24 protein-coding genes and 1 tRNA gene are annotated in these 25,978 nt (G+C 39.1%); 9 read left to right on the top strand and 16 right to left on the bottom strand.

The annotated features are described in order from the left end of the window. Positions 1-81: 81 nt before the first annotated feature. Positions 82-2,658 (top strand): TonB-dependent receptor, encoded by a 2,577-nt coding sequence (locus ACN222_RS24585; protein WP_010999050.1) that lies wholly within the window; start codon positions 82-84, stop codon positions 2,656-2,658. Further along, positions 2,658-3,617, top strand: a complete 960-nt coding sequence (locus ACN222_RS24580) for an iron-siderophore ABC transporter substrate-binding protein (RefSeq protein WP_010999049.1) — start codon at positions 2,658-2,660, stop codon at positions 3,615-3,617. The genes ACN222_RS24585 and ACN222_RS24580 overlap by 1 nt, the downstream gene beginning before the upstream one ends. Before the next feature lie 85 nt (positions 3,618-3,702). Here ACN222_RS24580 and dndE read toward each other — a convergent pair whose 3' ends face one another. The 5 genes from dndE to ACN222_RS24555 all read right to left on the bottom strand — a co-directional run bounded on the left by dndE (position 3,703) and on the right by ACN222_RS24555 (position 7,170). Then, positions 3,703-4,104, bottom strand: coding sequence for a DNA sulfur modification protein DndE (gene dndE, locus ACN222_RS24575; RefSeq protein WP_010999048.1), 402 nt, complete (start codon positions 4,102-4,104; stop codon positions 3,703-3,705). Between the two features lie 47 nt (positions 4,105-4,151). After that, entirely contained in the window at positions 4,152-4,499 is a 348-nt protein-coding gene (locus ACN222_RS24570) for a type II toxin-antitoxin system PemK/MazF family toxin (protein ID WP_010999047.1), read from the bottom strand. 5 nt (positions 4,500-4,504) lie between these two features. After that, the gene (locus tag ACN222_RS24565) at positions 4,505-4,747 is read right to left on the bottom strand and encodes a hypothetical protein (protein WP_010999046.1); all 243 of its coding nucleotides are present in this window, start codon (positions 4,745-4,747) and stop codon (positions 4,505-4,507) included. Between the two features lie 32 nt (positions 4,748-4,779). Beyond that, a complete protein-coding gene (gene dndD, locus ACN222_RS24560; protein ID WP_010999045.1) occupies positions 4,780-6,768 on the bottom strand; it encodes a DNA sulfur modification protein DndD in 1,989 nt (662 codons plus the stop codon). A 147-nt stretch (positions 6,769-6,915) separates the two neighbouring features. Continuing rightward, a complete protein-coding gene (locus ACN222_RS24555; RefSeq protein ID WP_044522388.1) occupies positions 6,916-7,170 on the bottom strand; it encodes a hypothetical protein in 255 nt (84 codons plus the stop codon). Between the two features lie 123 nt (positions 7,171-7,293). Between ACN222_RS24555 and ACN222_RS24550 the strand changes: the two genes are divergently transcribed. Continuing rightward, positions 7,294-7,536 carry a helix-turn-helix domain-containing protein gene (locus ACN222_RS24550; RefSeq protein ID WP_010999044.1) on the top strand — a complete coding sequence of 81 codons (243 nt, stop codon included), beginning with the start codon at positions 7,294-7,296 and terminating at the stop codon, positions 7,534-7,536. Here ACN222_RS24550 and dndC read toward each other — a convergent pair. Then, a complete protein-coding gene (gene dndC / locus ACN222_RS24545; RefSeq protein ID WP_010999043.1) occupies positions 7,533-9,221 on the bottom strand; it encodes a DNA phosphorothioation system sulfurtransferase DndC in 1,689 nt (562 codons plus the stop codon). The two genes, ACN222_RS24550 and dndC, sit on opposite strands and share 4 nt — an antisense overlap. Positions 9,222-9,378: 157 nt before the next feature. Here dndC and ACN222_RS24540 point away from each other — a divergent pair, with 157 nt between their 5' ends. Continuing rightward, on the top strand, positions 9,379-10,977 hold the full coding sequence (locus ACN222_RS24540; RefSeq protein WP_010999042.1) for a DGQHR domain-containing protein: 1,599 nt from the start codon (positions 9,379-9,381) through the stop codon (positions 10,975-10,977). Here the strand turns inward: ACN222_RS24540 and ACN222_RS24535 are convergent, their stop codons facing one another. The 9 genes from ACN222_RS24535 to argF all read right to left on the bottom strand — a co-directional run bounded on the left by ACN222_RS24535 (position 10,978) and on the right by argF (position 19,663). After that, a complete protein-coding gene (locus tag ACN222_RS24535; RefSeq protein ID WP_010999041.1) occupies positions 10,978-11,919 on the bottom strand; it encodes an HNH endonuclease in 942 nt (313 codons plus the stop codon). A 13-nt stretch (positions 11,920-11,932) separates the two neighbouring features. After that, positions 11,933-12,403, bottom strand: coding sequence for a DNA phosphorothioation-associated protein 4 (locus ACN222_RS24530; RefSeq protein WP_010999040.1), 471 nt, complete (start codon positions 12,401-12,403; stop codon positions 11,933-11,935). A 108-nt stretch (positions 12,404-12,511) separates the two neighbouring features. Further along, on the bottom strand, positions 12,512-13,063 hold the full coding sequence (locus ACN222_RS24525; protein WP_010999039.1) for a Uma2 family endonuclease: 552 nt from the start codon (positions 13,061-13,063) through the stop codon (positions 12,512-12,514). 65 nt (positions 13,064-13,128) lie between these two features. Beyond that, on the bottom strand, positions 13,129-13,695 hold the full coding sequence (locus tag ACN222_RS24520; protein WP_010999038.1) for a Uma2 family endonuclease: 567 nt from the start codon (positions 13,693-13,695) through the stop codon (positions 13,129-13,131). 127 nt (positions 13,696-13,822) lie between these two features. Next, positions 13,823-15,895, bottom strand: coding sequence for an AAA family ATPase (locus ACN222_RS24515; RefSeq protein ID WP_010999037.1), 2,073 nt, complete (start codon positions 15,893-15,895; stop codon positions 13,823-13,825). Further along, on the bottom strand, positions 15,892-16,065 hold the full coding sequence (locus ACN222_RS24510) for a hypothetical protein (RefSeq protein ID WP_011318987.1): 174 nt from the start codon (positions 16,063-16,065) through the stop codon (positions 15,892-15,894). Before ACN222_RS24510 ends, ACN222_RS24515 begins: the two co-directional genes overlap by 4 nt. A gap of 327 nt (positions 16,066-16,392) precedes the next feature. Beyond that, positions 16,393-17,871 carry a DNA phosphorothioation system restriction enzyme gene (locus ACN222_RS24505; RefSeq protein WP_010999035.1) on the bottom strand — a complete coding sequence of 493 codons (1,479 nt, stop codon included), beginning with the start codon at positions 17,869-17,871 and terminating at the stop codon, positions 16,393-16,395. Between the two features lie 119 nt (positions 17,872-17,990). Further along, positions 17,991-18,596 (bottom strand): transcriptional repressor LexA, encoded by a 606-nt coding sequence (lexA, locus tag ACN222_RS24500; RefSeq protein WP_010999034.1) that lies wholly within the window; start codon positions 18,594-18,596, stop codon positions 17,991-17,993. 146 nt (positions 18,597-18,742) lie between these two features. Then, a complete protein-coding gene (argF, locus tag ACN222_RS24495; protein ID WP_010999033.1) occupies positions 18,743-19,663 on the bottom strand; it encodes an ornithine carbamoyltransferase in 921 nt (306 codons plus the stop codon). A 285-nt stretch (positions 19,664-19,948) separates the two neighbouring features. Between argF and ACN222_RS24490 the strand changes: the two genes are divergently transcribed. Both ACN222_RS24490 and ACN222_RS24485 read left to right on the top strand, forming a co-directional pair. Beyond that, a tRNA-Thr gene (locus tag ACN222_RS24490) sits at positions 19,949-20,020 on the top strand. Between the two features lie 144 nt (positions 20,021-20,164). Next, positions 20,165-20,803, top strand: a complete 639-nt coding sequence (locus ACN222_RS24485) for a histidine phosphatase family protein (RefSeq protein WP_010999032.1) — start codon at positions 20,165-20,167, stop codon at positions 20,801-20,803. 102 nt (positions 20,804-20,905) lie between these two features. Here the strand turns inward: ACN222_RS24485 and ACN222_RS24480 are convergent, their stop codons facing one another. After that, entirely contained in the window at positions 20,906-22,561 is a 1,656-nt protein-coding gene (locus tag ACN222_RS24480) for a sensor histidine kinase (protein WP_010999031.1), read from the bottom strand. 646 nt (positions 22,562-23,207) lie between these two features. Between ACN222_RS24480 and ACN222_RS24475 the strand changes: the two genes are divergently transcribed. The 3 genes from ACN222_RS24475 to ACN222_RS24465 all read left to right on the top strand — a co-directional run bounded on the left by ACN222_RS24475 (position 23,208) and on the right by ACN222_RS24465 (position 25,977). After that, positions 23,208-23,912, top strand: a complete 705-nt coding sequence (locus ACN222_RS24475) for a mobilization protein (protein WP_010999030.1) — start codon at positions 23,208-23,210, stop codon at positions 23,910-23,912. Positions 23,913-24,351: 439 nt separating this feature from the next. Then, positions 24,352-24,567 (top strand): hypothetical protein, encoded by a 216-nt coding sequence (locus tag ACN222_RS24470; RefSeq protein ID WP_010999029.1) that lies wholly within the window; start codon positions 24,352-24,354, stop codon positions 24,565-24,567. A gap of 204 nt (positions 24,568-24,771) precedes the next feature. Continuing rightward, positions 24,772-25,977, top strand: coding sequence for a glutathione S-transferase family protein (locus ACN222_RS24465; protein ID WP_010999028.1), 1,206 nt, complete (start codon positions 24,772-24,774; stop codon positions 25,975-25,977). Position 25,978 lies beyond the last annotated feature (1 nt).

The following is a 25,978-nucleotide window of genomic DNA, read 5'->3' as shown; positions in this document are numbered from 1 at the left end:
CAGATAGACGGAACTATCGCAAACCTCGTAATCTAACTCTACTGAGGTAATTGAGAATTTTTATCTATTGGTGTAGGAGTTATGCAAAAATCTTTAGTGGCTTTTGGGTTATGGCATAGGCAACTATGGATTGTAGCTTTAGTATTACTTGCGTCTCAACCTGCTGCGGCTAATACAAAGTCAGAAAATGATCAACTTAACGCAACTAAGGCGCAATTGTTGGTACAAGCACCAACTAATTCTCCTGGGGAGGCGATCGCTATTACGGGAGTAAAAGCCAATTCCACAGATAAAGGTGTGGAGGTAATTTTAGAGACAACCCAAGGGGATAAACTGCAAGTCACCAATCGCAGTACAGGTAATAATTTTATTGTCGATATCACTGGCGGACAATTACAACTAGTCAATGGCGATGCTTTCACGTTTAAATCTGAAAAACCAATAGCGGGAATCACAGAGATAAATGCGACAAATATTGACAGTAATACTGTGCGGGTAACGGTGGTAGGAGAAACAGCTTTACCGGCGGTGGAGTTATTTGATGGAGACGAAGGATTAATTGTTGCTGTGACATCTGCAAAAGTCGCAATGCAACCACCAGAAACACCAGCAATTCCAGAGCAACCAGCAGCACAGCCAGATGAACCAATTGAGTTGGTGGTGACGGGAGAGCAAGATCAATATCGAGTACCAGCAGCTTCAGTGGGAACTAGAACCGATACACCACTACGGGATATTCCCCAATCAATTCAGGTTGTTCCCCGACAAGTTCTCCAAGAGCAACGAGCCACACGCTTAGGTGATGCGTTGAGAAATGTGAGTGGTGTTAACCCTACCAGAGGATCTGGGGACAGAGCAGATTCTTTTACAATTCGCGGCTTTGAGATTTTTAGTGGTAACGTCTTAAATAATGGGTTACCCGATCGCACATTGACGGAAACTAGAGATTTATACAATGTAGAAAGGGTAGAAGTTCTCAAAGGCCCAGCTTCCGTATTATATGGTTTAGGCAACCCAGGCGGCACAGTAAATATAGTCACTAAACAGCCCCTAGCTAACCCCTTTTATAATATAGAAGCCACAGTGGGAAACTATGATTTATATCGAGGTGGTATTGATTTTTCCGGGCCTTTAAATGATTCCAAAACACTTCTATATCGTCTCAATCTTGCCTATCAGAATTCTGGCAGTTACATTGATTTTGTTGGTAATCGGTCATTCTTTATTGCACCTGTAATTAGTGCAGCACTCGGCAAAAATACAACCTTGACTTTTGAGGGTGAATACTCCCAGAAAACCATTGATTCTCGGACAGTTGTTGTCTTACCAGCCGTTGGTACAGTGTTACCTGGGCCAGATGGTCGTCGGATTCCGCGTAATCGCACAGTCTATGAACCAGAAGGCGATACTCAAATCGAAACCACCCGATTAGGGTATCGCTTAGAGCATCGATTTAGCGAGAATTGGTCATTACGAAATGATTTTCGCGTCACCTTTGAGCATAATGCTGATAACAATCAAGCGTTCTTTCTTGGTCTTGACGCTGATAATCGCACTGCCAATCGTAGCACTTATAGTTCAGAAAGTGATTCTAATATCTATAACCTAACAACAGATATATCGGGACGCTTTTTTACTGGCTCAATTGAACATCAGTTATTGTTTGGTGTCAATATGAGCCGATTTGATAACTTTAACAATTTTGGCATCGATTTAGCAGAATTAACCCCACTTGATATTTATAATCCTGTCTATCGTCAGCCAATTGTTGGTCGAATTGATGCAGTCTATGAAGATAATTCTCGTTTGACAGATACGCTGGGTATCTATATTCAAGACCAGATTAAATTTGCTGAAAACTTCCAACTGTTGTTAGGTGGTAGGTTTGATTTATTTACACAAAAGAATAAAAATTTTTTAGATAATACCACTGAAATTCAAGCGGGTGATGCCTTTACACCTCGCGTGGGTATTGTTTATAAACCCATTTCCGCCATTTCATTGTACGCTAGTTACAGTCAGTCTTTTAACCCCACAGAAGGTAGATCGGCGGATGGGAATCTATTTCAACCAGAACGGGGTACTCAGTATGAAGTTGGTGTCAAAGCCGATTTGAATGACCGAATTTCCAGCACTCTTTCCCTTTATAGGTTGACACGTTCCAACCTTTTAACTACAGATCCCAATAATTCCCGCTTTTCTATTCAAACGGGTGAACAACGTAGTCAAGGAATTGAATTTGATATTGCTGGAGAAATATTACCAGGATGGAAAATTTTTGCTGGCTATGCCTACACGGATGCAGAAATTGTTGAAGATAATACTTACACGTCTGGTAATCGTTTAACTAATGTTCCTGAACATAGCTTTAATATCTGGACAACTTACGAAATTTCATCAGGAGATTTCAGAGGATTGGGGTTTGGTTTAGGACTATTTTATATTGGCGATCGTGCGGGAGATTTAGACAATTCCTTTGAAGTACCCAGCTACCTCCGTACCGATGCGAGTATTTTTTACCGCCGAGATAGACTCAGATTTGCATTGAACATGAAAAACATCTTTGATACAGACTATTTCGTCTCTGTTACCAATAGAGATTTCGTGTTGCGAGGCGATCCATTCACCATCTCAGGTACAATTTCTTGGGATTTTTAATGCGTAATTCCAAATTTTTACTATTCCTGCTGACAATAGTTGTGGTTTTAGCGATCGCAGCTTGTAACCACAACATACCCCAGTCAGCAAAAAGCCAAATAGCCACAAGAACCGTTAGCAATACTTTAGGTGAAGTGAAAGTTCCCCTAAAACCGCAGCGAGTTGTTGTCTTAGAAGAAAATATAGTTCTCGATTCTGTACTGGCGTTGGGGATAAAGCCAGTTGGTGTGGCGTATTGTCGGGAATGTGAGGAAAAATTTCGAGGTATACCCAGTGATTTACTTGCTGATGTTCCAGTGGTAGGAAACATTGGAACTCAGCCTTCCCTAGAAAAAATTCTCAGTTTAAAACCAGATTTGATTTTGGGGTTAACTTGGCTCAAGAGTTCTTACAAACTGCTTTCCAGCATCGCACCTACTGTACTAGTTGATTTTACTACTATGTACGATTTTAAAGAAAGACTACGATATGTAGCCCAGGTGTTAGGAAAGAGCGATCGCGCCGAAGAACTCCTGACTCAGTATCAAAATCGCATTCAAAAACTACGACAGCAATTAGGAAAACAATTAGAAACAAAAACAATATCTGTAATTTATCTTGCAGGTTCAGCAGATATTTTCTATAGCTACAGACCAGATTTTATTACTTATGGGCAAATTCTGAGTGACGTTGGATTACAACTAATTCAGAAAAATCAAAAACAACTAGAGTTAACTTTAAGTATTGAAGTTTTACCCAAATACGATGCAGATATTTTATTTATTATGACAGAACATTTGAGTCAAGATTTTAAATCTGCAAATCCCGACTTTTTATCTTTCCTACAAAAGCCTATTTGGTCAAAACTGAAAGCTGTTCAGAATAAGCAAGTGTACAGGGTAAATTGGACTGTCGGGGGGGCGATGGGAGCTAATAGAATAATTGATGACCTCTACAAATATCTGGTCAACACACCTTAAATTATCACCAAAGGGCGATCGCCTGGAAGATTCAGAGCATCATATTTCGAGTCAACCAGTGCGACGGCTACATCAATGTCAATCACTAACTCATATCATTTTTATCTTTGATTGCTAGCTCAATTAAGTCTTCAATTTTCTTGATATTTGGGTCGCCTGCTAAGTAACCGATACCACGATGTAAATGTAGGCGGAACTGGGTTGCTAAAGTTTCTTTATCTGTGGAATAGCCATCATTATGACAGCGTTGCTTCAGGGCGAGGAGGAGAACATCTGAGATTTCGCCGCCAAAAACGCGCCATGTCATTTCGACGTTGCTATCTTGGGGAATGGGGACAGGGGAAGGTGGAGTGGTTTCGGCGAGAGAACGACAAAAAGCCCAACGACAGAGGATATTCCATTGGTCTATTTTAGTATTGCGGCGGAGTTTTAATAATTGGTCTTTAGCAGTTTGCGAGAGTTTAATTCTTTCGATGGGCGATTCCATAGTCTTTGTTAATAATTAAGTTTTACAGAAATTAAGATGGTTTTTGGTCATAACCCCAAACAGTAGCGAACAGCAGTTTCAACCTCCAGCATTTTGGATGCTGAAAGCTTACCTGATGGGTCAGTGGGAAAGCGGTTGGGGTCTAAAGAACGAATTTGAAAACATAGGAATACTGTTTCTATAACTAACCCACTGTCACTTGGTGAAACCCGAATATTAGTTGGATAATCGCGCTTAATATTTGTGCCTTTTGTCCCTACAACTACAGTAATAACTAAAGGTAATTGATTGATAGCATCTGTAGATAAAACTAAAACAGGTCTTGCTCCCGCCTGTTCTCTACCATGTACTGGATTAAGATTGACAAAATAAATTTGTCCTCTTTCGATGCTCACAGTTTTTATAAACCATCCATTTCTGTAGAATTAAATTCGTGATTAATCAAACTAATTTCTGTCTGCACTTCCAAATCATTAGCCATTGCTGCTAGTTGTTCATTCATATATTGCATATCAGTAAATTTATCTGATGTTTGTTTCCTTGTTTGCACTTGCTTGGTAATGCGTTCTAACAGCCATTCTAGTTCTGCTAATGACAGCGTACGTATATCACGCTCTATAGCTTGTAAATGTGGTGATAGCATAAATTACTATTTGCTCAACTTTACGGCAATATCTACCAAAAATATTGATTTTCTACTATCTTTGTTTGACGAGTAGCTGAATTATATTTTAAAAGATATTCACGGGCGATCGCCTCATTACTCCTTAGTGTTTCTACTTCCTTTTTCCCGATTTCAGTATCGGTAGATAGGCGAATTACTTGATGGCTGGCGGCAGGAAAGTACTTTTCTACTAGGTTTTGGCGGTGGGAGGAGTCAAGTCTACCGAGGGGTGTATCGATAGCTACAGGTAAACGCAGACCAGAGACTTTGGCTAATCCCCAGAGAAAGGCGATCGCTAGTAGTTGTTTTTCCCCTGCTGACAGGCGATGTTTGGGAACAGGTTTACCATTGAAATCAAACAGAGATAAGGCAAAGGTTTTAGTATCAATAGTCAGGCGATATACTAAATCTGATTTATGCAGTAGATAGAGGAAACAATTTTTTACTTCTTCCTCTAGTTTGTTGAGTTTTCGTAGAGTTAATTTTTCCCGAAAAACCTTCAGTGTTTCTTGAACTTTAGCGGCTGAAGTAATAATGTGTCCTCTATTTTTAGTATCAATATTTTTATCAGTATATTCTTTCAATTCCTTCTTTGTTCGTTCAATAGAGTCTGCTAATTCTGATGAAATACGACGAGTTGTTTCAAAATTAGCCTTAGCTTGAACGACTTGATTTTGTGCTGCTTCTACAGTTTCGCGTAGCTTTTGATAAGCTTCTGGTTCTGCTGCTGTCTGCACCTGTCTAGCTAAGACAATCAACTCTTCTTCTATACTTTTGAGATTAGTTAATTGCTGCCTGGCTAAAATTTGAGCATTTTGTAAATAATATCTGGTATTATCTAACTGACTTAAACTTTCTTCATCAGCTAATAACCAAGGTGCTTCTGCTTGGGCGTAACCTGTATATAAATTATCCACATCTTCCACTAAAAAAGATTGGATTTTATCTACCTGTTCAGAACCAATTGCTAATTCACTTAACCATTGCAATAAGCGTTTATCTCGCTCAAGTAAAACATCTCTAGCTAATTGTATCTGTTGATAGCGAAATTCCTTTGCTCCCTGAGTTTGTAATTGACTCAATAAATTAGGAATTAACGCCAAAGGTAAAACCTCAGCCGCTAATTCACACATTGACTGTCTAATATTCTCGGCGGCGCTAGATTTTTCCTTTTGTTGTTGTTCTAGCTGATTGCGTTCGGCAGCAATCTTACCACCTTCAGAAACAAATTTATCTAAAGCTTCTCGCTGTATAGTTTCTAACTCTTCAATTTCATTTTTAAAAGTTACTAACTTTTCCTCTATAACTTGATAATCTTCTTGCTGTGATTTTAACCTCTGCTCAATTTCTTCCAGTTCAGCTAAATCTTTAGTTTCAGCCAGTTCCTTACGTTTGCGATTGACCAAAATTTCTAAATCAACAGCTAATCTGTCCGCCAATTCTAAACCCAACAATCCACGAATAGCTTCAATCACAATTTGTGGTGGTGTCTCTTGTTCTGCCAGTTCTTTAACTTGTTCCCCATCAAATAAAAATAAATTAGAAATACCCAAAGGGAGAAGATTTTCTATATAGTCATCCCAGATATTCACCAGAGAATCCACAGGCCAGGTGTCATCATCACCTAAAATCCCTAGTGCATCCTTACCATCTTTAGGGTTTTTTTCCCAAGTTCGCACAATCCGATATTTTATCGGTTTATCATCTTCAATATGTTCAAAAAGCAATTCAACCCGCGTTTTTTCCGTAGGATTAGCTTGACTATTAACGCATTGAGTTAAGAAATCACCATAACTTAAATTGCCACGGGTAGAACATTGGGCGCGTTGTCCATATAAAGCCAGGCGGATAGAGTCCATGAGTGTGGTTTTTCCACCTCCATTCATCCCCCCTAATAGAATAATTGGGTGAGGATTGTCTTCACTTCTGGGGTCAAGATTGATTACTTGTCTCCCAGAATAGGGGCCAAAGTTTTGTAGAACGAGTTCGAGAAATATCATTAATTTATGTTCAACCCACAGTGATGGGTTTAGTATGTATAACTGCAATTTTTATCTCTGTATCTCTGTAGGTTAGAAATCATTTTCACCACGGAAACACAGAGAAGTAAGGTTAGGTTGGCATTGCCCACGTTACCACTTTTTAAGTTAAGTCATCGCAATATGCCTTGTTAATATACTCATCACTTCACCAGGGTTAGAACTAGGTAACAAAGGACTCCATTCGTTAACTTGAGCAAAACCCAGTTTGTAGAGTGTGAGAATTGTGTTGTTGACACCTGTTTTGGTTCCGAAAATTACTACTTTTACAGACTCTCTGGCTGGTGTCGTTTCTGTTGATTCATCCGATGAAACAAGGGGTGTAGGAGTTAGAAAGGTATCTGCCAAGAAGCTTTTAGTCATTGGGATTCAGATGTTTTCCTAAATAAAACGTATTGTCCCTTATAAGGGACATAAGTATATTACACCTTTTGTCGCTTATACGGCACATTTACTTAGTCATAGGCCTTTGACACAATCAGAGGCATGGGAAAAGCAGGAAAGGCGCTGAAACAGGTGTTAGAAATCTACGGCATCAGCCAAAACAAGTTAGCGGTAACAATGGGAACTGGGCGCTCCAATGTTCATCGTTGGGTAAATGAGATAATGGACCCTGTAGCTGATGCAGTGCTGGAAATTCGGGATGCGCTGAAGAAAATTAATCCAGCCGCAGCAGAGGAGTTTATCAGGTTGTACTTGGGAGATGGTGACGACGATGAACCAGCTTAAGGCTTTGTCTCTTTATTTTTGAATTTCTTATTTGCCCAAGCTTTCGCCTTAGCACCTGATTTTGTGGTACTGGTTTCATCACTTGGTGTATTAGGTGCGTTTGTCATTAAATCAGGCGCGCTAAAGTCTGCTAAAGTTAACTGCTTGACTTTTTCAATATCACCTTGTTCAACTGCTGTTTTCAAATCTCGTTTTAAATGAGCATTTTTAACTGCTTCATCCTTAGAACGAGAACTGGTAGCAAAACATTTTTCTAAAGTTTCGTAGATTCCCACACGACGAGACATTTTCCGATACTGGCGTTCTGTGTCCAAAAGTTTCGCCATCAGTTCCAGGTGCATACCATCACCTGCACAGATTTCTTCTAATACAGACCATTCATCGCTACCTAGTAAACTCAGGTCTGCACCAGGACGCGGGTCTTTGAATTCTTCACCAGTTATCTCTTGATAAATGCGGGGTAAGCTGTCATCAAATTCGTGTTTTTCTTCTAACCAAATACGGCGAATTTCGCTCAGTTCTTCTAGAGATATCAAAGTAATATCGCGCATATTTTCTGGTGCTGTGCGGCGAATGTAGGTTTGTGCTTCTAATAATCGTTTTAACCAATATTCGCGCGAATCTTTAGTATAAGGCCCATAAATTGGCTCAACGCGAGTTTCTCCATCCTTATGGCGCTCAACTAGTTGAACCTCCCCGCGAAGACGGCGAAAGTCTCTTTTATCTTGGTCATTCTCATTATCTAATTCATTACGGATATCTAATAGAGGCTGCATCCATTCTTTTTCTTCATCATTCTGAATCATCGCCTCCATCGATTTATCTTTATTAACAATTGTACAAACCCAGCATCCAAACCGAGAATCGCCACAACTAGGGGTAGAAGTATCAACAACTAAGGGGCATTCATTATCGGCTGTTGCTCCTCTATACATAGAAAATAAATCTTTATTGTTGTAACCCCAAGGATTTTGCCACTGATTAAGATAAATCCAAACTTCATCTGTACGCCAATCTTCTAGAGGACTATAAATAAAAGAATTTGGTAGGCTGGCGCTATTGTATAGTAAGGATTTAGATGAAATTAAATTAGAATTGAGACGTTCCCTGAGACTGCCTGCTTGATGTTTTTCCATCGAGATAGCACGTTTTACACTTTCATTTTTGCGCGTACCTAAAACAAGAATGACTTCCCCTTTGGCTCTGACTACATCACGAATAAATCGGTTAGAGGGATGAATTTTTAGGCGGTCTGTACACCAACGAAATTTTCCTTTTGGCGCTGGATAACCTTTACCAATCAAGCTCACCCAGAAAGTTTCTTTTATCTCTGGCTGTAGTAAATGGGGTTCAACTGGCATTCCTTGTTTTTTAGCAGCCACAGTCATTTCTTTGAGAGAATTTCGTACCCAAGTAGCAACAATAGGATTCTCTACTAGGGTATCTGTGGTGATAACGTATATTGTTTTGTTCCGCCTTTCTGGCGGTAGAGATGATATGGCATTCCAAACGAGCTGTAAAGTAGCAGTGCTGTCTTTTCCACCTGAATAACCAACAACCCAAGGTATCGCATCTAAACAATACAATTCTTGAATTTCAGTAGTCAGAGCTTGGATATACTCCACTAACTCTGCTACAGTACGTTTTTGCTGACCTTTATTTTCTGGCTGTTGTGTTGTACTCATTGCTTCCTACCTGTGAACATTCGGGCGTTACCGCGTTTTTTCTGACCCAACGAATGGAATGCGCGGGTTGCCAAAAAGTTTTTAAAAACTGATTAACTAGTATCTAACTTTTTGGAAAATATAGCTACACTACAAGACTAAGTTTTTAAAAATTAATATGAGAGATACCGCATCTGACCCAACTGCTGATATTGCTAGAGATTACTTAGAGCGAGAAGACAAGGAAAAACAGGTACTAGCTTTACTTTTGGACAAGTTTTTACAGAAAGAAGACCAAATTCTCGTTCAAAAAACCGAGATGGGGGGTATAGAGGCTTATATCGGGTCTGTCACGCTGGAATGGTTTGCAGGTAGGGTTCACTTTGCCTCTGGTCTACCTCTGCTGCAAAAAAAGTATAATGCAGAGACTGATAACGTCGAAATTGACGCGGATAGTATTGACGAAATCCAACAGCGTCCCCTTGACTGGTCACGTCAAGCGCCACTTGTTCAGTATTTAGCAGCTAGAAAAAATCATAAGTTTCCACCAGTCCTAGTGGTAATTAATCAGTCTTGGGTAGATAAGCACAAAGCTGATGAGTGGGATAGTGAAGGATGTGCGAGAAAGTCTACTACTGATTTTACACCCCTGGATCAAGATGGTAAGGTCGGCTTGCTCAATGTGTCTGAGGATAACGTCAGCATTTACGCATTAGATGGACAACATCGATTAATGGGAGTGCAGGGGTTGATAGAGTTAATCAAAACTGGCAAACTCCAGCGATACAAAAAGGATAAAACGGCTGATGATAGTTTTATCACGGTGTCAGATTTGCTAGAGCAGTATCAAGTAGACCCTGATTATTTACAAAGTTTACCCAAAGAAAAAATAGGTATTGAGTTCATTTGTGCGGTGAATGCTGGGGAGACTCGCACCGAAGCAAGGCGAAGGGTAAGGTCAGTTTTTGTCCATGTTAACTTAATGGCTGCACCGTTAACTAAAGGTCAGTTAGCACAGCTAAACGAAGATGATGGTTTTGCAATTGTGGCGCGAAAAATTGCAGTTACTCATCCGCTTTTGGAACAAAAACCAAATCGTAACCCCCGCGTTAATTGGAATAGTGCAACAGTTGCAGCAAATTCCACAGTTTTGACAACTTTGCAAGCATTGCAAGATATGTCAGAAAGATACTTGGGTCAAAAATTCCCACACTGGAAACCTTTTGAGAAAGGTTTAATTCCTATGCGTCCAGAAGATGAGGAAATTGAGGAGGGAATTGCAGAATTCACCAAACTCTTTGATAACTTGGCAAGCTTACCTAGTTATAAGATTTTGGAACACGAAGATACACCTATTTTAAGACGCTTCAGTTTTGAAAAGGGCGGTGGTGAAGCAAATATACTTTTTCGTCCTGTAGCACAAGTGGCTTTAGCGCAAGCTTTAGGATTTTTAGTTTTTAAAAAAGGTTTGTCTGTAGCCAGCATTTTTAAAAAGTTACGCAAGTTTGACCAGCAAGGGGGTTTTACTGGTATGGAATACCCCCAATCTCTGTGGTATGGGGTATTGTATGACCCTAATAAAAAGCGAGTGCAGGTTTCAGGAAAGGAATTGGCGACGAAGTTATTAATTTATATCCTTGGCGGAATTCAAGATTCTATGGAACGTGCTGAACTTCGTAAAGCTTTGGCTAATGCTAGGACTGTAGAAAATAAAACAATTGGGTTTAATGGTGAGTTAGTTGAACCAAAGGAGGTAGGGCTTCCGCCCGTCTTGTAACTACGCTTGAAATACATTTTGGCGATGCCATTGCAGGGATTCTAACTCTGGTAAATATTGCTCCTGATTTGGTAGGAGTAGTCTTTCGCCATGAAAATCTTTCATGGGTTTACTGTGGGGGGATATTTCTTGTAATTCTTTGCTAACAATGATTTTATACTGCTCATCCACAGTAAACCAACCACGATCAAAAGCCCAGTGGTGATTTTTGCAAAGAGCAATACCATTATGGATTCTACTGTCATAGAATTGTGCAAATGGTTTGATGTGTGCGCCATCCACAATATTTTGATTTATGGCTTTAGTCACTCTTAAACCACAAAATGCACATTTGTAGTCATAAACGCGAACAATAGTTTTTCGGAAAAAAGCATTTCTAATAATTGCTTTTCTACAACCCCATTTTGGATTATTGTCTAAGTTTATTGAGCCAGATGATGTTTCTGTAGCTAAGTCAGCATCTTGAAAAGATTGATTAATTTGTAACATCTCTTCAAGTTCATCCTGTTGTTCTTGAAAAAACGTTGTTACCAGTGCATCAATTAATTCTTGTCTGGGAGACTCATCTTGTAAAAAATTGAATAGTTCTTTATCAAGATAAGCATATTCAACAGCTTCTTTCAGCTTATTAGTTGTTTTTGGTTGTAATCCATTAAATTCGGGCTTAAATACTAAGTGCCAAAACCCATCACTCTGTAAATGAAAGAACGGATAGTGTAAACCACCTTTATAAGATTCAGAACCTAAGATACTCCAATAACGAGTAAATGTTTGAATTAATTCTTCAGAAACTCGAATTTGATTATCAGTAATAAGTCCTTGGGTAATCAAATCAATTACCGTTAAAACTAAAATTGGTTTATATTGAGCATTACCACGCTTGCGAGTACTACTTACATTTAACTGAGAAAATGACTGGCAATAATAATCTAGATTTTTCATATATTAATTTGAATTAGGGTAAGAATTTACTTAAATCAAATTCTTCTTCTAATGTTTCTTTATTATCTCTCTCGGAAATTAAAAATAAGAGAATCCGTTCTGAATAATCAACGGAACCACGTAATTCATTTTCTAATATTGCTAGTCCTCCGTTGGCATATTCTTCAAATATTTCGGTACGTTTATCTTCATACTCTTCTTCTCTGGAAGAAATTATTTCTATATCATGTGTTTCATTGACGGCTAATAATTTAATGATTAGCTCATGTCCTAATGATGCAAAATTTTCTTGGGGAATAGGGGAAGGTTCCCTTTTAGTCGTTTCACCAAGCGGAACTCGCTTTTTATATTTAACGCCCAATGCGGCTGCAAATACCATAACTTCTACATAGGTATGAAAAGGCCCGGTTGTGTCTTTTGATGCTAAAAGCGATTTCACCAACTCAGCCTTATCTTTAGCAACCCTGATTCTGTTTGCAGCCATGACTTGAATATCTACTTTGTTGCTATTTTAACCGAAGGGTACGCGTGTTACCTCTTATATGTTTATACCAAGTAAAAGAGCGATGGGTTGCGTCTACGCCCACACAGTCTACATAAACAAATTATCTACTGGCATAAACCATCCTGGTAATGCAGGTTCAGCTTCTGCTACTTCACCACGATGATAAACCTGCGTTTGTTCTGGGTTGTCAGCACGATACACTCTAATCACTTCCTCTTTGAGTACATCTACGTCCCACACTACCAAAGTACCAGCCGCAAAATAATCACGACGTTTTTTTGCCATTTCTTCCTCGGCTTTATCCCCATAATCATTTTCACTTCTCACTTCAACCGCAAACACAGGCGCACCATTCAGAAACTTTCCGCCTGTAGGTTGTCCACGATAAAACGCAGCATCAGGACTTAACGAACGTCGATGAGGAAGATTAATCAAGAAACCAACATTATCGGGCAAAGCGTAACCGCTTTTTGTCAGACGTTCATAGTCCCGCAGACTTGCATAAATTTCACCCCCAGCACGTCCTGGTAAAAATCCAGTTGGAGACATCAACACTAATTTTTCATTGACAATTTCTGCTTTACAATTGTCAGGTAAGCTGTACAATTCTTCAATATTCGCCTCAGTTTTGATATTCATCAACCACCTAATAAGAAGTGCAGATAATTTTAATCTAACAATCTCTCCTCATTTCTGCGTAAAAATTAACCCAAAAATACATCCTCATAAACCAGAGATATGGGAAAGCGAAAATCAACACTCTGCAAATAAACCTCATTTCCCTCTTCGTAAGAATACAACTCCCAAATACCATTTTCATTTAATCGAAAACAATCTAAATTGATTTTTTCTGCATCAATTAGGACGTATTCTTTTAAGGTTTGAATGCGGCGATATTGCTTAAATTTAGCACCTCGGTCGTAAGCTTCCGTACTTGGAGATAAAACTTCGACAATTAGACAAGGATACTGAAGAAATTTAGTGGCTTGTTTATCTCTTTCATCACAACTCACAACAACATCAGGGTAATGAAACGACATACCCTCAGATACTGCTACTTTCGCGTCAGACATAAAAGCACGACAGGAACCACCGCGTACATGGCTTTTTAATGCTGAGGCTAAGTTTAAAGCAATAGTAGTGTGAGGAAGAGTTCCCCCAGTCATGGCGAAAACTTCACCATTGACATACTCATATTTAATATCTTGGCGTTCTTCCCATTCCAGATATTCTTGAGGAGACATATAATTCCGGTCTGGACTTGCAACCATAACCAACTCCTTTTTTTCAAATGCACTAATAAAAACTCTCCGCGCTCCTCCGCGTTTAAAAACAATAATTATGCACCCATCTTCACGAAGAATCGCTATAAATAACCTCTCAAAATTGTGCTGAATATCACCACTCCCTCTCTACCACTATCACCTCAGTATATTCAAACTCATTCGGGCTTTGTTTCACCAAAGGAAATCTTCCCCCACTCAATTCAATATAATCTTGTTCACAATCTGGCTTAGAAGAGTAGTAAGTCAGCACGTATTCCCTACCAATTCTATCTGTCATCTCTGTTTCCACTTCTCCCCGCCATTGAGTTTTTGTTACTAACACTATCAACTGATTAGCCAACTCAGGTAATGTTTGAGCAATGCGCCGACGATAGGTTTCATCTAAACTCCCAAATGGTGAGTCCATGACGATGGGAAAAGTACTGCTATCAGGTACCGTTAAGATTTTGCGTTTTTCGCTCCAGTCTCTGACTTTATCAATAATACTGGCAATAAAAGATAAACTGAGAATTTGGTTTTCACCAGTAGAGGCTGCAACTGATGCTTCCATCCCTGATGTACTTTCTACCAGAGTTAACTCATATTTATCGCTAATTTTAGGTACATAAGGCGTAAAAGATACGGAGTTAAATATCTCTTGCAAGCGCTTTTCTAATTGCAGTCGAAACTGATTTTCTTGCCGATTTCTGACTTCTGTTAAGCGTTCAATTGCGTCTTGTGTGGCGTTAATCCGTCTTTGAGCTAATAACTGCTTTTCTTCATTGAGCTTTTGTTTAGCAATTTGTTTAACTAAAGCATCAATATCAGCCTGTACATGAGAAATTTCTTGCTGATTTGCACCTTGTTCTCTATTTAATTCATCAATTTTACTTTCAATCTCATCTAACCGCTTTTGTAAACTGCTAATTTCTTCGTTAGCGTCTTTGCGTAAGCGTTCTTGAATAGTTTCTAATTCATTTTCAACTTGAGATATATTTTGACGTAACTGATTGATTCTCGCTTGTTCCTTATCAACTTCTTCCCAAAATGCGATCGCTTGCTTATCGATTTCGTCTACTTGGGCGCTCATACGAATTGCTGTTTCTTCTACAGCCGAGGAACCTGCTTGATTTAACCAGAGACTCACATTTGTGTGAGCATGATTACCTTCATGTAAGTCTGCACCACAAATACAGCGTTGGGATTTTAATAATTCATGAATAAATTCCCGCGAAATTCCCGCAGTTAATTCACCTTGTTGCTTAAGTTGATTGATGATCGTCCGAAATTGGGCTGTAGTATCTGACAATAATACTGTGTAACCCCGTGCGGAAATAATCTTTTTTAGTGCTTCTCTAGTTTGTCTGAGGCTTTCTTGATTTGAGTTTTTTTGATTTTCTAATTCTTGTCGTCTCTGTTGCAATTCCTTAGCAGCACTCAGTTCTTGTAAACGGTTACCTGTTTCTTTCTTAAAGGTTTGCTGATATTCTAATTCTTGCTTAATTTCTGTTTGTCTGGTGTGAATGCGTTCAATCTCTTGTTCTAGTTTCTCTTGTTCACGCAAAAGCTGCTTAATCTCGGAATCCCCAATTGCTTTTAACTCATTTTCTAAACTTTTTTTAGCTTCACCCAAATGTCTGATAGAACGGTTAATTACTTCCACACCCAAAAAGATTTTAGTAGCTTCAGCAATTTCCGCTTTTTTATCAGAACGCACGATTTCTTCTATGCGTTCGCCGTCAAAGAAAAAGTATTGATGTAAACTAACTGGTAAAATCTGCCCAATGATTTCTTCTGGTTGCTGGCTTGGGTAATACCATCTACCATCATCCCCAGCTACCTGCATGAGTAATTCTGTTTTACCTATGGCAAAGTCGGTTTTATTTTTATAGCCTTTACACTGGCGTTTGACGTTGTAGCGTTTACCTTCGTGTTCCCAGTTAATCTCTACCCAACATTCTACAGCTTGTCCAAGTTTAGCTTCGGCGATCGCTCGTTTATTAACTAGTTGTTCTATCGAGGCAAAAGCTGCACTAAACTTCTCATATAATACCCACGTAAAGGCATTAAGTAAACTAGTTTTACCTGAGCCATTATTCCCATGAATTATCGTAGTGTTGAGAACATCTCCCCCAGCGATAACTATCTCCGGTGTTCTGCCATAAAAAGAGCGAAAATTGCATAGTTTAATTGAAGTCAGCTTCATTGCACCGCTTCCTTCACAATTGTCAAAATATCATCATTGATTGGGCTATTGCTTTTTTTATCTAGTCTGTTTTTTTCCAAATGCCATACCCGTTCAATAATTTGCCGTACCTCCGGCGGTGCATTAATAATTGGCTCCTGAACATCATCAATATTTTGCTCTTGAGACATCTTCATTGGGCAATAGGTTATGCTTTATTTTAGCCCCCTGCATCGTTGATTTCACCTCAGTAAAGCCACTATTACTCTTATCTTTAATTTAGGCGGATTATGCTCGGAAGATTTTAAATGTTTTTGATAAAAATGACCGTATTTCCGTGCTGTTTACTGATATACTTAATTACATAAATTCAATATTGATCATGATGGATTTTTTGTCGTTTTAAAAATTTCACTCACATTCCATTATAATCAATATTATTCTCGCATATTGACTACAAATATTTTCAGCCAGTGAACAAAATTTTACAAAATTAACAATAGAAGAATGAGTAATGACTAAACATCCAATAACCCATATCGCTTTTGTAAATCCAGCAACTTGATGCGAGCTTCTCCAGCATTATCAGCTAAATCGGCAAACTCCACAAAGCGCCGCAACTCTTTTCTTAACAAATTGCGTTCAACTTCTATGGTTTCCCTATCCAAATCTGGTGGTAAAACAATCATGTCGTAGATAGTCGCCCTTTCCTTACTAGGATGAGGACGTAAAACCCTACCCCGTCGCTGAATAAACTGACGAGGATTACCAGAACTTGATAAAATCACGGCAGTTTGAATTGCCGGAATATCCACCCCTTCATCTAAACAGCGAATTGCCACCAAACCTTGTAATGCGCCACTTTCAAATTGACGACGTAAAACTTCTCTTTCTTGTAAAGATGTTTGCGCTGTGTATGTACTTACCTTATACCCTAATTCTCCGCCCAGAATTTTCGCCACAGTTTTGAGTTGATGGAGTGATGAACGCTGTCCTGTTTCTAATGAACCATCACTACAATAAAAAAGTGTGTGAGTGGTTTCCCGGCGAGTAGCCATTAATTGACGTAAAGCTTTGAGTTTATTTGCTGCTGCACCAATTAATCTAGCGCGTTGCATTAATAAAGGCTTTAAATCTTCGTTGTCTTCAAAATTAGGTGATTCGCCATTATTCCGTTCTCTATATAATAGCGATCGCCCGATGCGTTTAGTTAGTTTCAAGTAAGCAATACTTTCAGCCTCAGTTAACTCTACTAAGATGGGATAATATAGATAATGCACCAAAGCACCTTGAGCGATCGCATCCCGTAAAGTAAACTCTGGTTGTAAAACTGGGCCGAAGTAATCAAATAAAGATTGCGTACCACCATCATCAAAATATCTTTCTGGTGTCGCCGATAAAGCCAGTCGCAAACCCACCCGCCGGGGTAAACTTTCCTCTAACTTAGGTGCGCCTAAATTATGGGCTTCATCACCAATAATTAAAGTCTTAGCCGGAAAATACTTGAGTTGTGACTGGAACCCATCCCCAATTAACGTGGAATTGGTAGTAATCACAGTCACAAAGCCTTGAGAACCAGAACGCAGATTGTAAAGTTGGGTAGAAAGTTGACTTTGCCAACTGCGTAAATTCTCAAAGGCTAATATCGGTTGTAAATTAAACTTCTCGCATTCTCGCGCCCATTGTGTCACCAAATGACGATAGGGACACACCACCAACAACACCTGTAAGCTAATCTGCTGGTATAACTCGCAAGTAATCGCCAGTGCAGTTATAGTTTTCCCGCTACCAGTCGCCATCTTCAGCGTTCCTCGGCCATTGTTCGCAAACCAGTTAGTCATAGCTTGACGCTGATACTGGCGCAACTGCACAGATAACGGCATTCTAGGACACCCTGGTAATGGCTGAGTCTGATAACTACCTTGACTTTCCCTGACAAATGGTAATTTGAGCCGGAAAGCAGGAAATTGCTGCACTGGTGCTTGCTTCAGGTACATAATACCAATTCAAAATTCAAAATTCAAAATTTCTAGGGATTGAACATTGACAAGATGAGAAGGATGAGGGAAACAAGGTAGGTGAAATTCTTCCCCATCTCCCCCCAGTCTCCAGTCATTCACATATAACCGCGCCACACACCAACCAGAGAACCTTGCACCTCTACCTGTATGGCTGCAACTTCAATGGGGTTATATTTGGGGTTGGCTGGTTTAAGAGTGATGCGATCGCCACTTCGATAAAAACGTTTTAATGTATTACCATAACCATCCACTCTGGCAGCGACGATAGTACCATTTTTTAATTGATCTGGTTCGGGAACTGGGCGCAAAAATACCAAATCCCCATCGGTAATTAAATCTTCAATCATGCTGTCACCAGTTACCCGCAAAGCATAAGTTTGAGCAGGTAAAACGAAATTAGAAAAGTCGATATGCTCGACAGCATCAGTGAATGGTTCTATTAAACCACCTGCGGCGATCGCTCCCAAAACCGGCACACCTTGCTTAATAGGTTGTAAAACTCGAATTGTTCGGGCTTTACCTTCAGTCCATTCAATGTATCCTTTCGTGCGTAAATGTTCTAAACGACTTTGGATAGGTGCAGGTGATTTTAAATTCATCGCCTGCATCATCTGACGAATTGAGGGCGAATGCTGGTGAATACGGATATATTCTGCCAGCCATTCATAAAGTTCTTGTTGCGCTTCTGTTAGGCGTTCCATAAAATAATAGGGAGGATAAATATAAATGTCCCTAGAACATTAGTACTACAAAATATCTCTAATAACAAGATAAAAATAAAAATTTAAAAGGCAAAAGAAACATAAGTTACTGTTCTTTTGCCTTTTTATTTTCGACCTTTAACCGTTCACTCTGCCCCTAAGATACTAGCAAGCAAAGCTTTTTGAACGTGCAATCGATTTTCCGCTTGTTGCCAAACTCGTGATTGAGAACCTTCGATTACTTCTTCTGTAATCTCTTCACCACGATGGGCTGGTAAGCAATGTAAAACAATTGCATTTGGTTCAGCCAGACTTAATAACTGCTCAGAAATTTGATAAGGTTGGAAAATAGGAAAGCGATCGTCTGCTTCTGCTTCTTGTCCCATACTCGCCCAAACATCAGTGTAAAGTACCGATGCACCTTTGGTTGCTAAGTCTGGGTCATTAGTTAGGAGGATTTCCGTTTTCCCATCAGCTATTGCTTGTGCTTGTGCGACAACTTGCGGATTTGGTTCATATCCGCTAGGAGTGGCAATTCTCACATTCATCCCCGCCAAAGCACAGCCAAGCATCAAAGAATTGGCGACATTATTGCCATCACCAACATAGGTCAAAGTTAGCCCAGAAATTGAGTCAAAACATTCTTGCACAGTTAATAAATCCGCTAATATCTGGCAAGGATGTTCTAAATCAGTGAGTGCATTAATTACAGGAATTTTCGCATACTCAGCAAAAGTTGCTAACTCCTGCTGTTCAAAAGTGCGAATTGCCAAAACATCCAAATATCGCTCTAATACTCGTGCAGTATCTTGTACTGGTTCTCCCCGACTAACTTGAGTCACATTCGGATTGAGATCAATTACTTGTCCACCCAGTTGGTACATCGCCACAGTAAAACTGACTCGTGTCCGAGTTGAAGCCTTAGAAAATAACAAACCCAATACTTTATTACACCGCAACTTCAACTGTTGCGATTTCAATTGGGTCGCCAATTGCAGAAGTTCCTGAAGTTCTGTAGGAGTCAAGTCTGCCAGACTTAACAAATCTCGTCCTAACAATGCTGCCATGCTTGTTATCTGTTAAATAACAATTATAAATCTCTCTTCCTTTACCCAGTCAAGCAAAAAACTACAGTTACCCTGAACAAAAAGAACCCCCTCACCTACCCGTAAGGAGTTGATGAGGAATTACCCATTTCTGTGTTTTTTGGTAGGTAAATTCACAAGGAGGGCTTCTTTTCCTCTTGCCAATCCCCTTCCACCAAGCCAAATTAAGTTGCTCTAGAGGTAGACAAATAAATTACTTGTGATATAATTAAAAATCGGTAAGTGCGTTAAAGCAATTACTGAGTTGCCAGCATAGCACAGTGGTAGTGCATCCGACTTGTAATCGGAAGGTCGTCGGTTCAAATCCGACTGCTGGCTTTAACAAAATAATGTCGCAAAAGCTGTTGTACATTAAAAGTTTGTGGTTGATTGACTTTTTTGGTTGATTACTTTGTCCGGCTGTTACATACTCAATTGTGAGATTGATGGTAGTTTATTTTTGCACAGACTCCTTTATCCCATATGACACTCAATTTATATTTACTGCGACATGGAGAAACTACTTTTAGTCAAAGTGGTAATTTCTGCGGTAAAACTGATGCAGACTTGACCTCTGAAGGGGTGCAGATGGCAGAGAGTTTTGCCGATGTTTATCAAAAACTGAAATGGGAAGCGGTTTATGCTAGCCCGATGAAGCGCACAATTGCCACAGCCAAACCATTTTGTGATGCAATTGGTATGGAAATGCGGTTGCGTGACGGACTTAGAGAAGGTAGTTACGGCGAATGGGAAACCAAAAGTAAATCCTTTGCCCAAGAGAATTACGCCCAAAACTATGTAAAATGGTTGACAGAACCCGCTTGGAATGCACCAATAGGTGGAGAAACGGCGGTAGATATTGCAAACCGTTCTATGCCTGTAATTGCGGAAATTCAGGAAAAATATCCCCAAGGTAATGTCTTAGTAGTTTCCCATAAAGCCACGATTCGGATTATGCTTTGCAGCTTACTAGGAATTGATTTGGGACGCTATCGCTATCGGGTGAATATTTTGGTCGCGTCGGTAAGTATGGTAAAATTTGACGTTAATGGCCCTTTATTAGAAATATTAGGCGATCGCCATCATATACCCGATCATATTCGCTCTCGTCCGGGAACATAACAGTCTCTACTAGTAGTTTGCCCAGAAATTATCAGACTTGTCCGAAAACTCCAAAGCCCAGGGACACCTATTTCTAGTGCGACAATTTTTAAATAGCGACATCTAATTCGTGAATCTAGATAAATTCTGAATAATAGGAATTTCAATCACAAATTCTGTACCTTGTTCTTCAATAGAATTACAATACAGCTTTCCAGTATGCTTCTCCACAATAATCTGGTAACTAATTGATAATCCTATACCCGTACCTTTACCTAGTGGCTTAGTGGTAAAAAATGGGTTAAACAATTTGTCACGAATATTTTCTGGAATACCTATACCATTATCAATAATCCGAATTTGTATCCAAGATTCATCAATTTGATGAGTGCAAATCCGAATCATAGAAGGGCTATTCTTCATTCCATCATCTGTGCGTTGCCAATTATATTCATGTAAAGCATCTATGGCATTAACAAGAATATTCATAAATACCTGATTGAGTAAACCAGGATAACATTCAACCAATGGTAATGAAGCATATTCTTTGATGAGCAAAATTTCTGGATGTTTGTCTATAGCTATCAATCGGTGAGATAGAATCATCAAAGTGCTATCAATTCCTTCATGAATATCGACTGATTTAATTTCGGCTTCGTCAAGTCGAGAAAAATTACGTAGGGATTTAACAATTTTCTCAACTCTATCAGTGCCATATTCTATAGAGTTGAGGATCTTGATAAAATCTTCTTGGATAAATTCTAAATCGATATCGTTAATTTGTGCTTGGAGAATATCAGGCGGTTGGGTATAATACTCTTGGTAACTCTGGATTAGATTTAATAAATCCTGAGAATATTCTTTGACATAACTAACGTTGTTTTTAACAAAAGTAATCGGATTATTTATTTCATGGGCAATACCAGCCACCATCTCACCCAAAGATGACATTTTTTCAGTTTGAATTAGTTGAAGTTGCGTTTGTTGTAGTTCTTGTAATGTTTGGGTTAGTTGATCATTTTTATATCGCAACTCTCTTGCCCTTTTTTCTACGCGCATCTCTAATTCATGATTGAGATCCCTTAGTGTTATTTGAGCTATTTTACTGGTTCTTAAATAATTTTTTAATAAACGTAATACCAATAACCATGAAGGTATAAGAAAAGCCAAGCTAGTAACTGAGCCACCAATTGACCATAATAAATATATTTTATATTTTAAAATTCTTTCATCTATCAGTGTAGCGATCGCTTGATTTATTTTATTAACACCCGATGCGTACTTTCGTTTCTCCGATTCATATTTTGAGCTTAATAAAAGTGACCTCGCCGCTAATGATTGACCTTTTCTTACTAAATCAAAAGACTGATATTCCATCTCCACTAAACGTTTATTCGCCAAATCAGTTTCCTTAGCATCTTGATTATTATAAACTTCGGGCGCAAGTTGAATAGATTCTTTAATTACTGCATCTAATAAAGGTTCAAATTGACGATATCTTCTTTCCCACATAGAATTAGCTGTAACAGCATTCATGCGTGCTGACATTGTCAGAACTTCATCATAATAAGTAATTTTTTCACTAAGACTCTGTAGTCTTAATTCATTTTTGATAATACTATTGAAATCATTGTAAGCTTGCCAAGTAACCCATGTTTGTGGCAAAAATAATACGAGAGTTAGTACCACTGTGATAGTAATTAACTGAGATGGCAGCAGTTTAAATGGGAGACGCAGCAATTTTAAAAATATTGATTTAATATCTAGCTTCTGAAACATAGTGAGACTATATATTAATTTTCGTAAAATACTTAATCTAGATTAATAATTGGTAAATATCTGAATCTGATTTGATTCCTAAAAATACAAGATTTAATAGTACATGAGAACTATATTGAGTTAAAATCCGCATAACCCAATGGAAAATTTTTTCGACCTATTTTGATCATGTTATCTGAATCAGGCTACGTTAGCGATCGCATAACCTAGAAAAGCTTTGATGATCGTACTTTAATTTTGGCGAACACGCTACAAATAGCTAATTTTAGACAAAAATCAAACCAAATGTTTATATTTTCTATGTACATACTTGTCCTCCGTGTTTTCTCTCAACTTTGACAAGGAAAAAGTAAAACCAAGGAAGTGCAAGAAATGGAAATCAGAAGGGATAGTGAAGTTATGTTACACAGATGAGCTAAATCCTGAATTTGAGATTGCCTCAGGCTCAACTATAGACACTATGATATGGTGGGCATTGCCTAGCATACAGATACTTCGATTTGTTCAAGAATCAAATCGGATTCTTATACTAAGCTATAACGTCAGCTCAAGATGATATTTGCATTGTGCGGCAAATTTTTGGTCAACATTAACCCTGATAAAATCAGGAAATCAATACTAGGTTTAAAGATAAAGAGGTGCAACTATGCCAACAATTCATTTGATAGATGGAGAAAAGGGAGGGGTGGGAAAGTCTTTAGTAGCTAGAACAATGATTCAGTATTGTCTGGATAATAATATGCCATTTGTACCTGTAGAAACCGATAGGTCAAATCCAGATGTAGCTGGAGTATACAAAAGTATATGTCAGTATGCAGTATTTACAGAGGATGAAAGGCACGCAGATAAGGCGGATAAAATCTTTGAGATAGCAATGAATAAAACGGTGATTGCTAATCTTGCAGCACAATCTCATAGAGCAGTTAAGGGATGGATTGAGAAGAATCATTTAATTGAACTGGGAGAGTCTCAAGGGGTAGATTTTTGTAAGTGGTTTGTGTCAACAGGGGGGTATGACAGTCTCAATCTATTTAAGCAGTCTGTAAATAGTTATGGTGGCAAAGTTCCTCATATATTAGTGAAAAATCTCGGCCTATGCGATGACTGGGAACACGTAAACTCAGATGCAACAATCCAAGAGGTAGTAAAAAAATATAATGTTAAGGCTATAGATTTTCCCAAACTTGCGTATAAAGAAAGAAATATAATAGACCAGCATAGATTAACGTTTGCAGATGCACGAGAGTATAAAGAATTTGGCATCATCAGCAAACAGAGAGTGGTAAATTTTCTCAAGCTTGCCTATGCTTCTTTTGAAACCGTGGGTATTTGGTATGAAGAAGTTAAATGATGGAGCAACACAAGTAATCAATATCTGTTTCCCTTAAATCACGGCAATTCGTGAAATCCTCTCCACTCAGGGAGGATTTTTTTGTGCAGGGATTTTTATCTACACATCAGAAATTTAAGATTTATTACTTAAGAGAATTTGCTCATGGTAAAAATACCAATTATCAATGCTTTCATTAGTTTGGGACGGAAATACAGTAGATTTACTGAGATATTTTATTCCGTATTCAGATAAACTCTATTAACTCTAAGTTATTACTTACTTAGTTTTACATACTACTGCTCTTTCTGAAATTGCCTAATCATTGCACCTACTCGTTAGGTGCATTTGTTTTGTCAGTGACTTACGCAAGGCACATAAGTAGTCTTTGAAAAATTTGGGCGTTGCTGATTAGTTTTTCAACGCAAAGGTACACGAAGGTTAGCGCCAAGTTACGCAGATGTTCTCTAAAGATTATTTGCCATATTCCAGAATTATCAAAAATTGGGGTGAAACCCAACAAAACCAAGGATTTTTCGTGTTGGGTTACTCTACGAGAAGGCTGCGCCTACGTTCCTCAACCCAACCTACTCGTAAATTTATCAACGCCTTCACAATCAAGGATTATGAATTTTTATTTAACGAGAGTAATAGAAGAGCGTTAGGCAGTATTTAACTTCTTGACAAATGTAACGGTAGAACTATGCAAGGATCTTTGTTGCTGGCTGAATTTTAGTTGTGTCTTAAATCTTAGTAGCATGATAGTATTTTACAGCCAAGTCCCGACATGATCACCACAAATACTCAGTTGTGCCACTTAAGATTAAATGTGAGTATTTGTGAGCAATAGTGAGCAAATGAATAACTAGCTACTAACCCTATGACTATCGCACCCTTAAGCTGGCAAGAACTAGAAACCCTCACGGACTATCAAATAGATACTGTTAATGGTCTTACCAACGCTAAAGCAAGGTTGCGTTTGTTTGGTCAGCCCGAATCTGAGGTACGGGTAACGTTGTACCGCGATAACCATGCTTGGTGTCCTTACTGTCAAAAAGTTTGGTTATGGCTAGAGGAAAAACAGATCCCCTACCGCATCGAAAAAGTGACAATGTTCTGCTATGGAGAGAAAGAAAGTTGGTACAAACGTAAGGTACCATCAGGTATGCTCCCGGCGATTGAGCTAGATGGACGGATTATTAAGGAAAGCGATGACATTTTGATCGCTTTGGAAAAAGTTTTTGGGCCGTTGAGCCAAGGAATGGAAGACCGCACGGTGATTCCTCTACGGCAATTAGAACGACTTTTATTTAGAGCTTGGTGCGCTTGGCTGTGCTATCCAGTAATTTCTCCTCAACAAGAAAAACGCAACCGAGAACAATTTATCACAGTGGTGGCTAAGGTCGAGGAGGCTCTAGGTCTTACCCCAAGCCCTTATTTTCTAGATAGCTTCGGCATCGTTGATGTCATTTTTACGCCTTATGTAGAACGAATGAATGCGAGTCTTTACTACTACAAGGGCTACTCACTGCGAGAGGAAAACCCTCGCTTAAACGCATGGTTTGCGGCAATGGAAAGCCGACCGACCTACTGCGGTACCCAGAGCGACTTCCACACCCATGTACATGATTTGCCGCCCCAGATGGGGGGGTGCTGGGAAAACGGCGAAACTCAGATGCTGATCAATAAAGCGCGGGTGGATCATGGTCCTTGGTTCGGGCTACCAGATGTTACTTATCCAGAACCGGAAAACTCCCGCATGGAAGCGCTTCAACGAACTATCGAACACCGGATTAATATTATCCGAGTCAACCCCTTAGATGATAAATTGTTTGATCAAGCCCTACGTTGTGCTTTAACACACATGATGACAGGGGTTGACTGTGTACCTCCATCGGGATCTGATGTCGCTCTACGATACTTGCGCGATCGCATTAGTGTACCGCGAGATATGTCCATTTACGCAGCCAAGCGATTGAGGGAATCGCTGGAGAGAACCGCAGCCCTTGTGGGTGATGGGCAGCCAGAACCAATTCCCACTAAACATCGACTAGATCAAAACCCGTCTAACTTTGTCAGAAATTGAC

Origin of the sequence: Anabaena sp. FACHB-595, from assembly GCF_048568275.1 — a bacterium.
Lineage (GTDB): Bacteria > Cyanobacteriota > Cyanobacteriia > Cyanobacteriales > Nostocaceae > Trichormus.
This window is presented reverse-complemented; position numbering and strand designations above follow the sequence as displayed.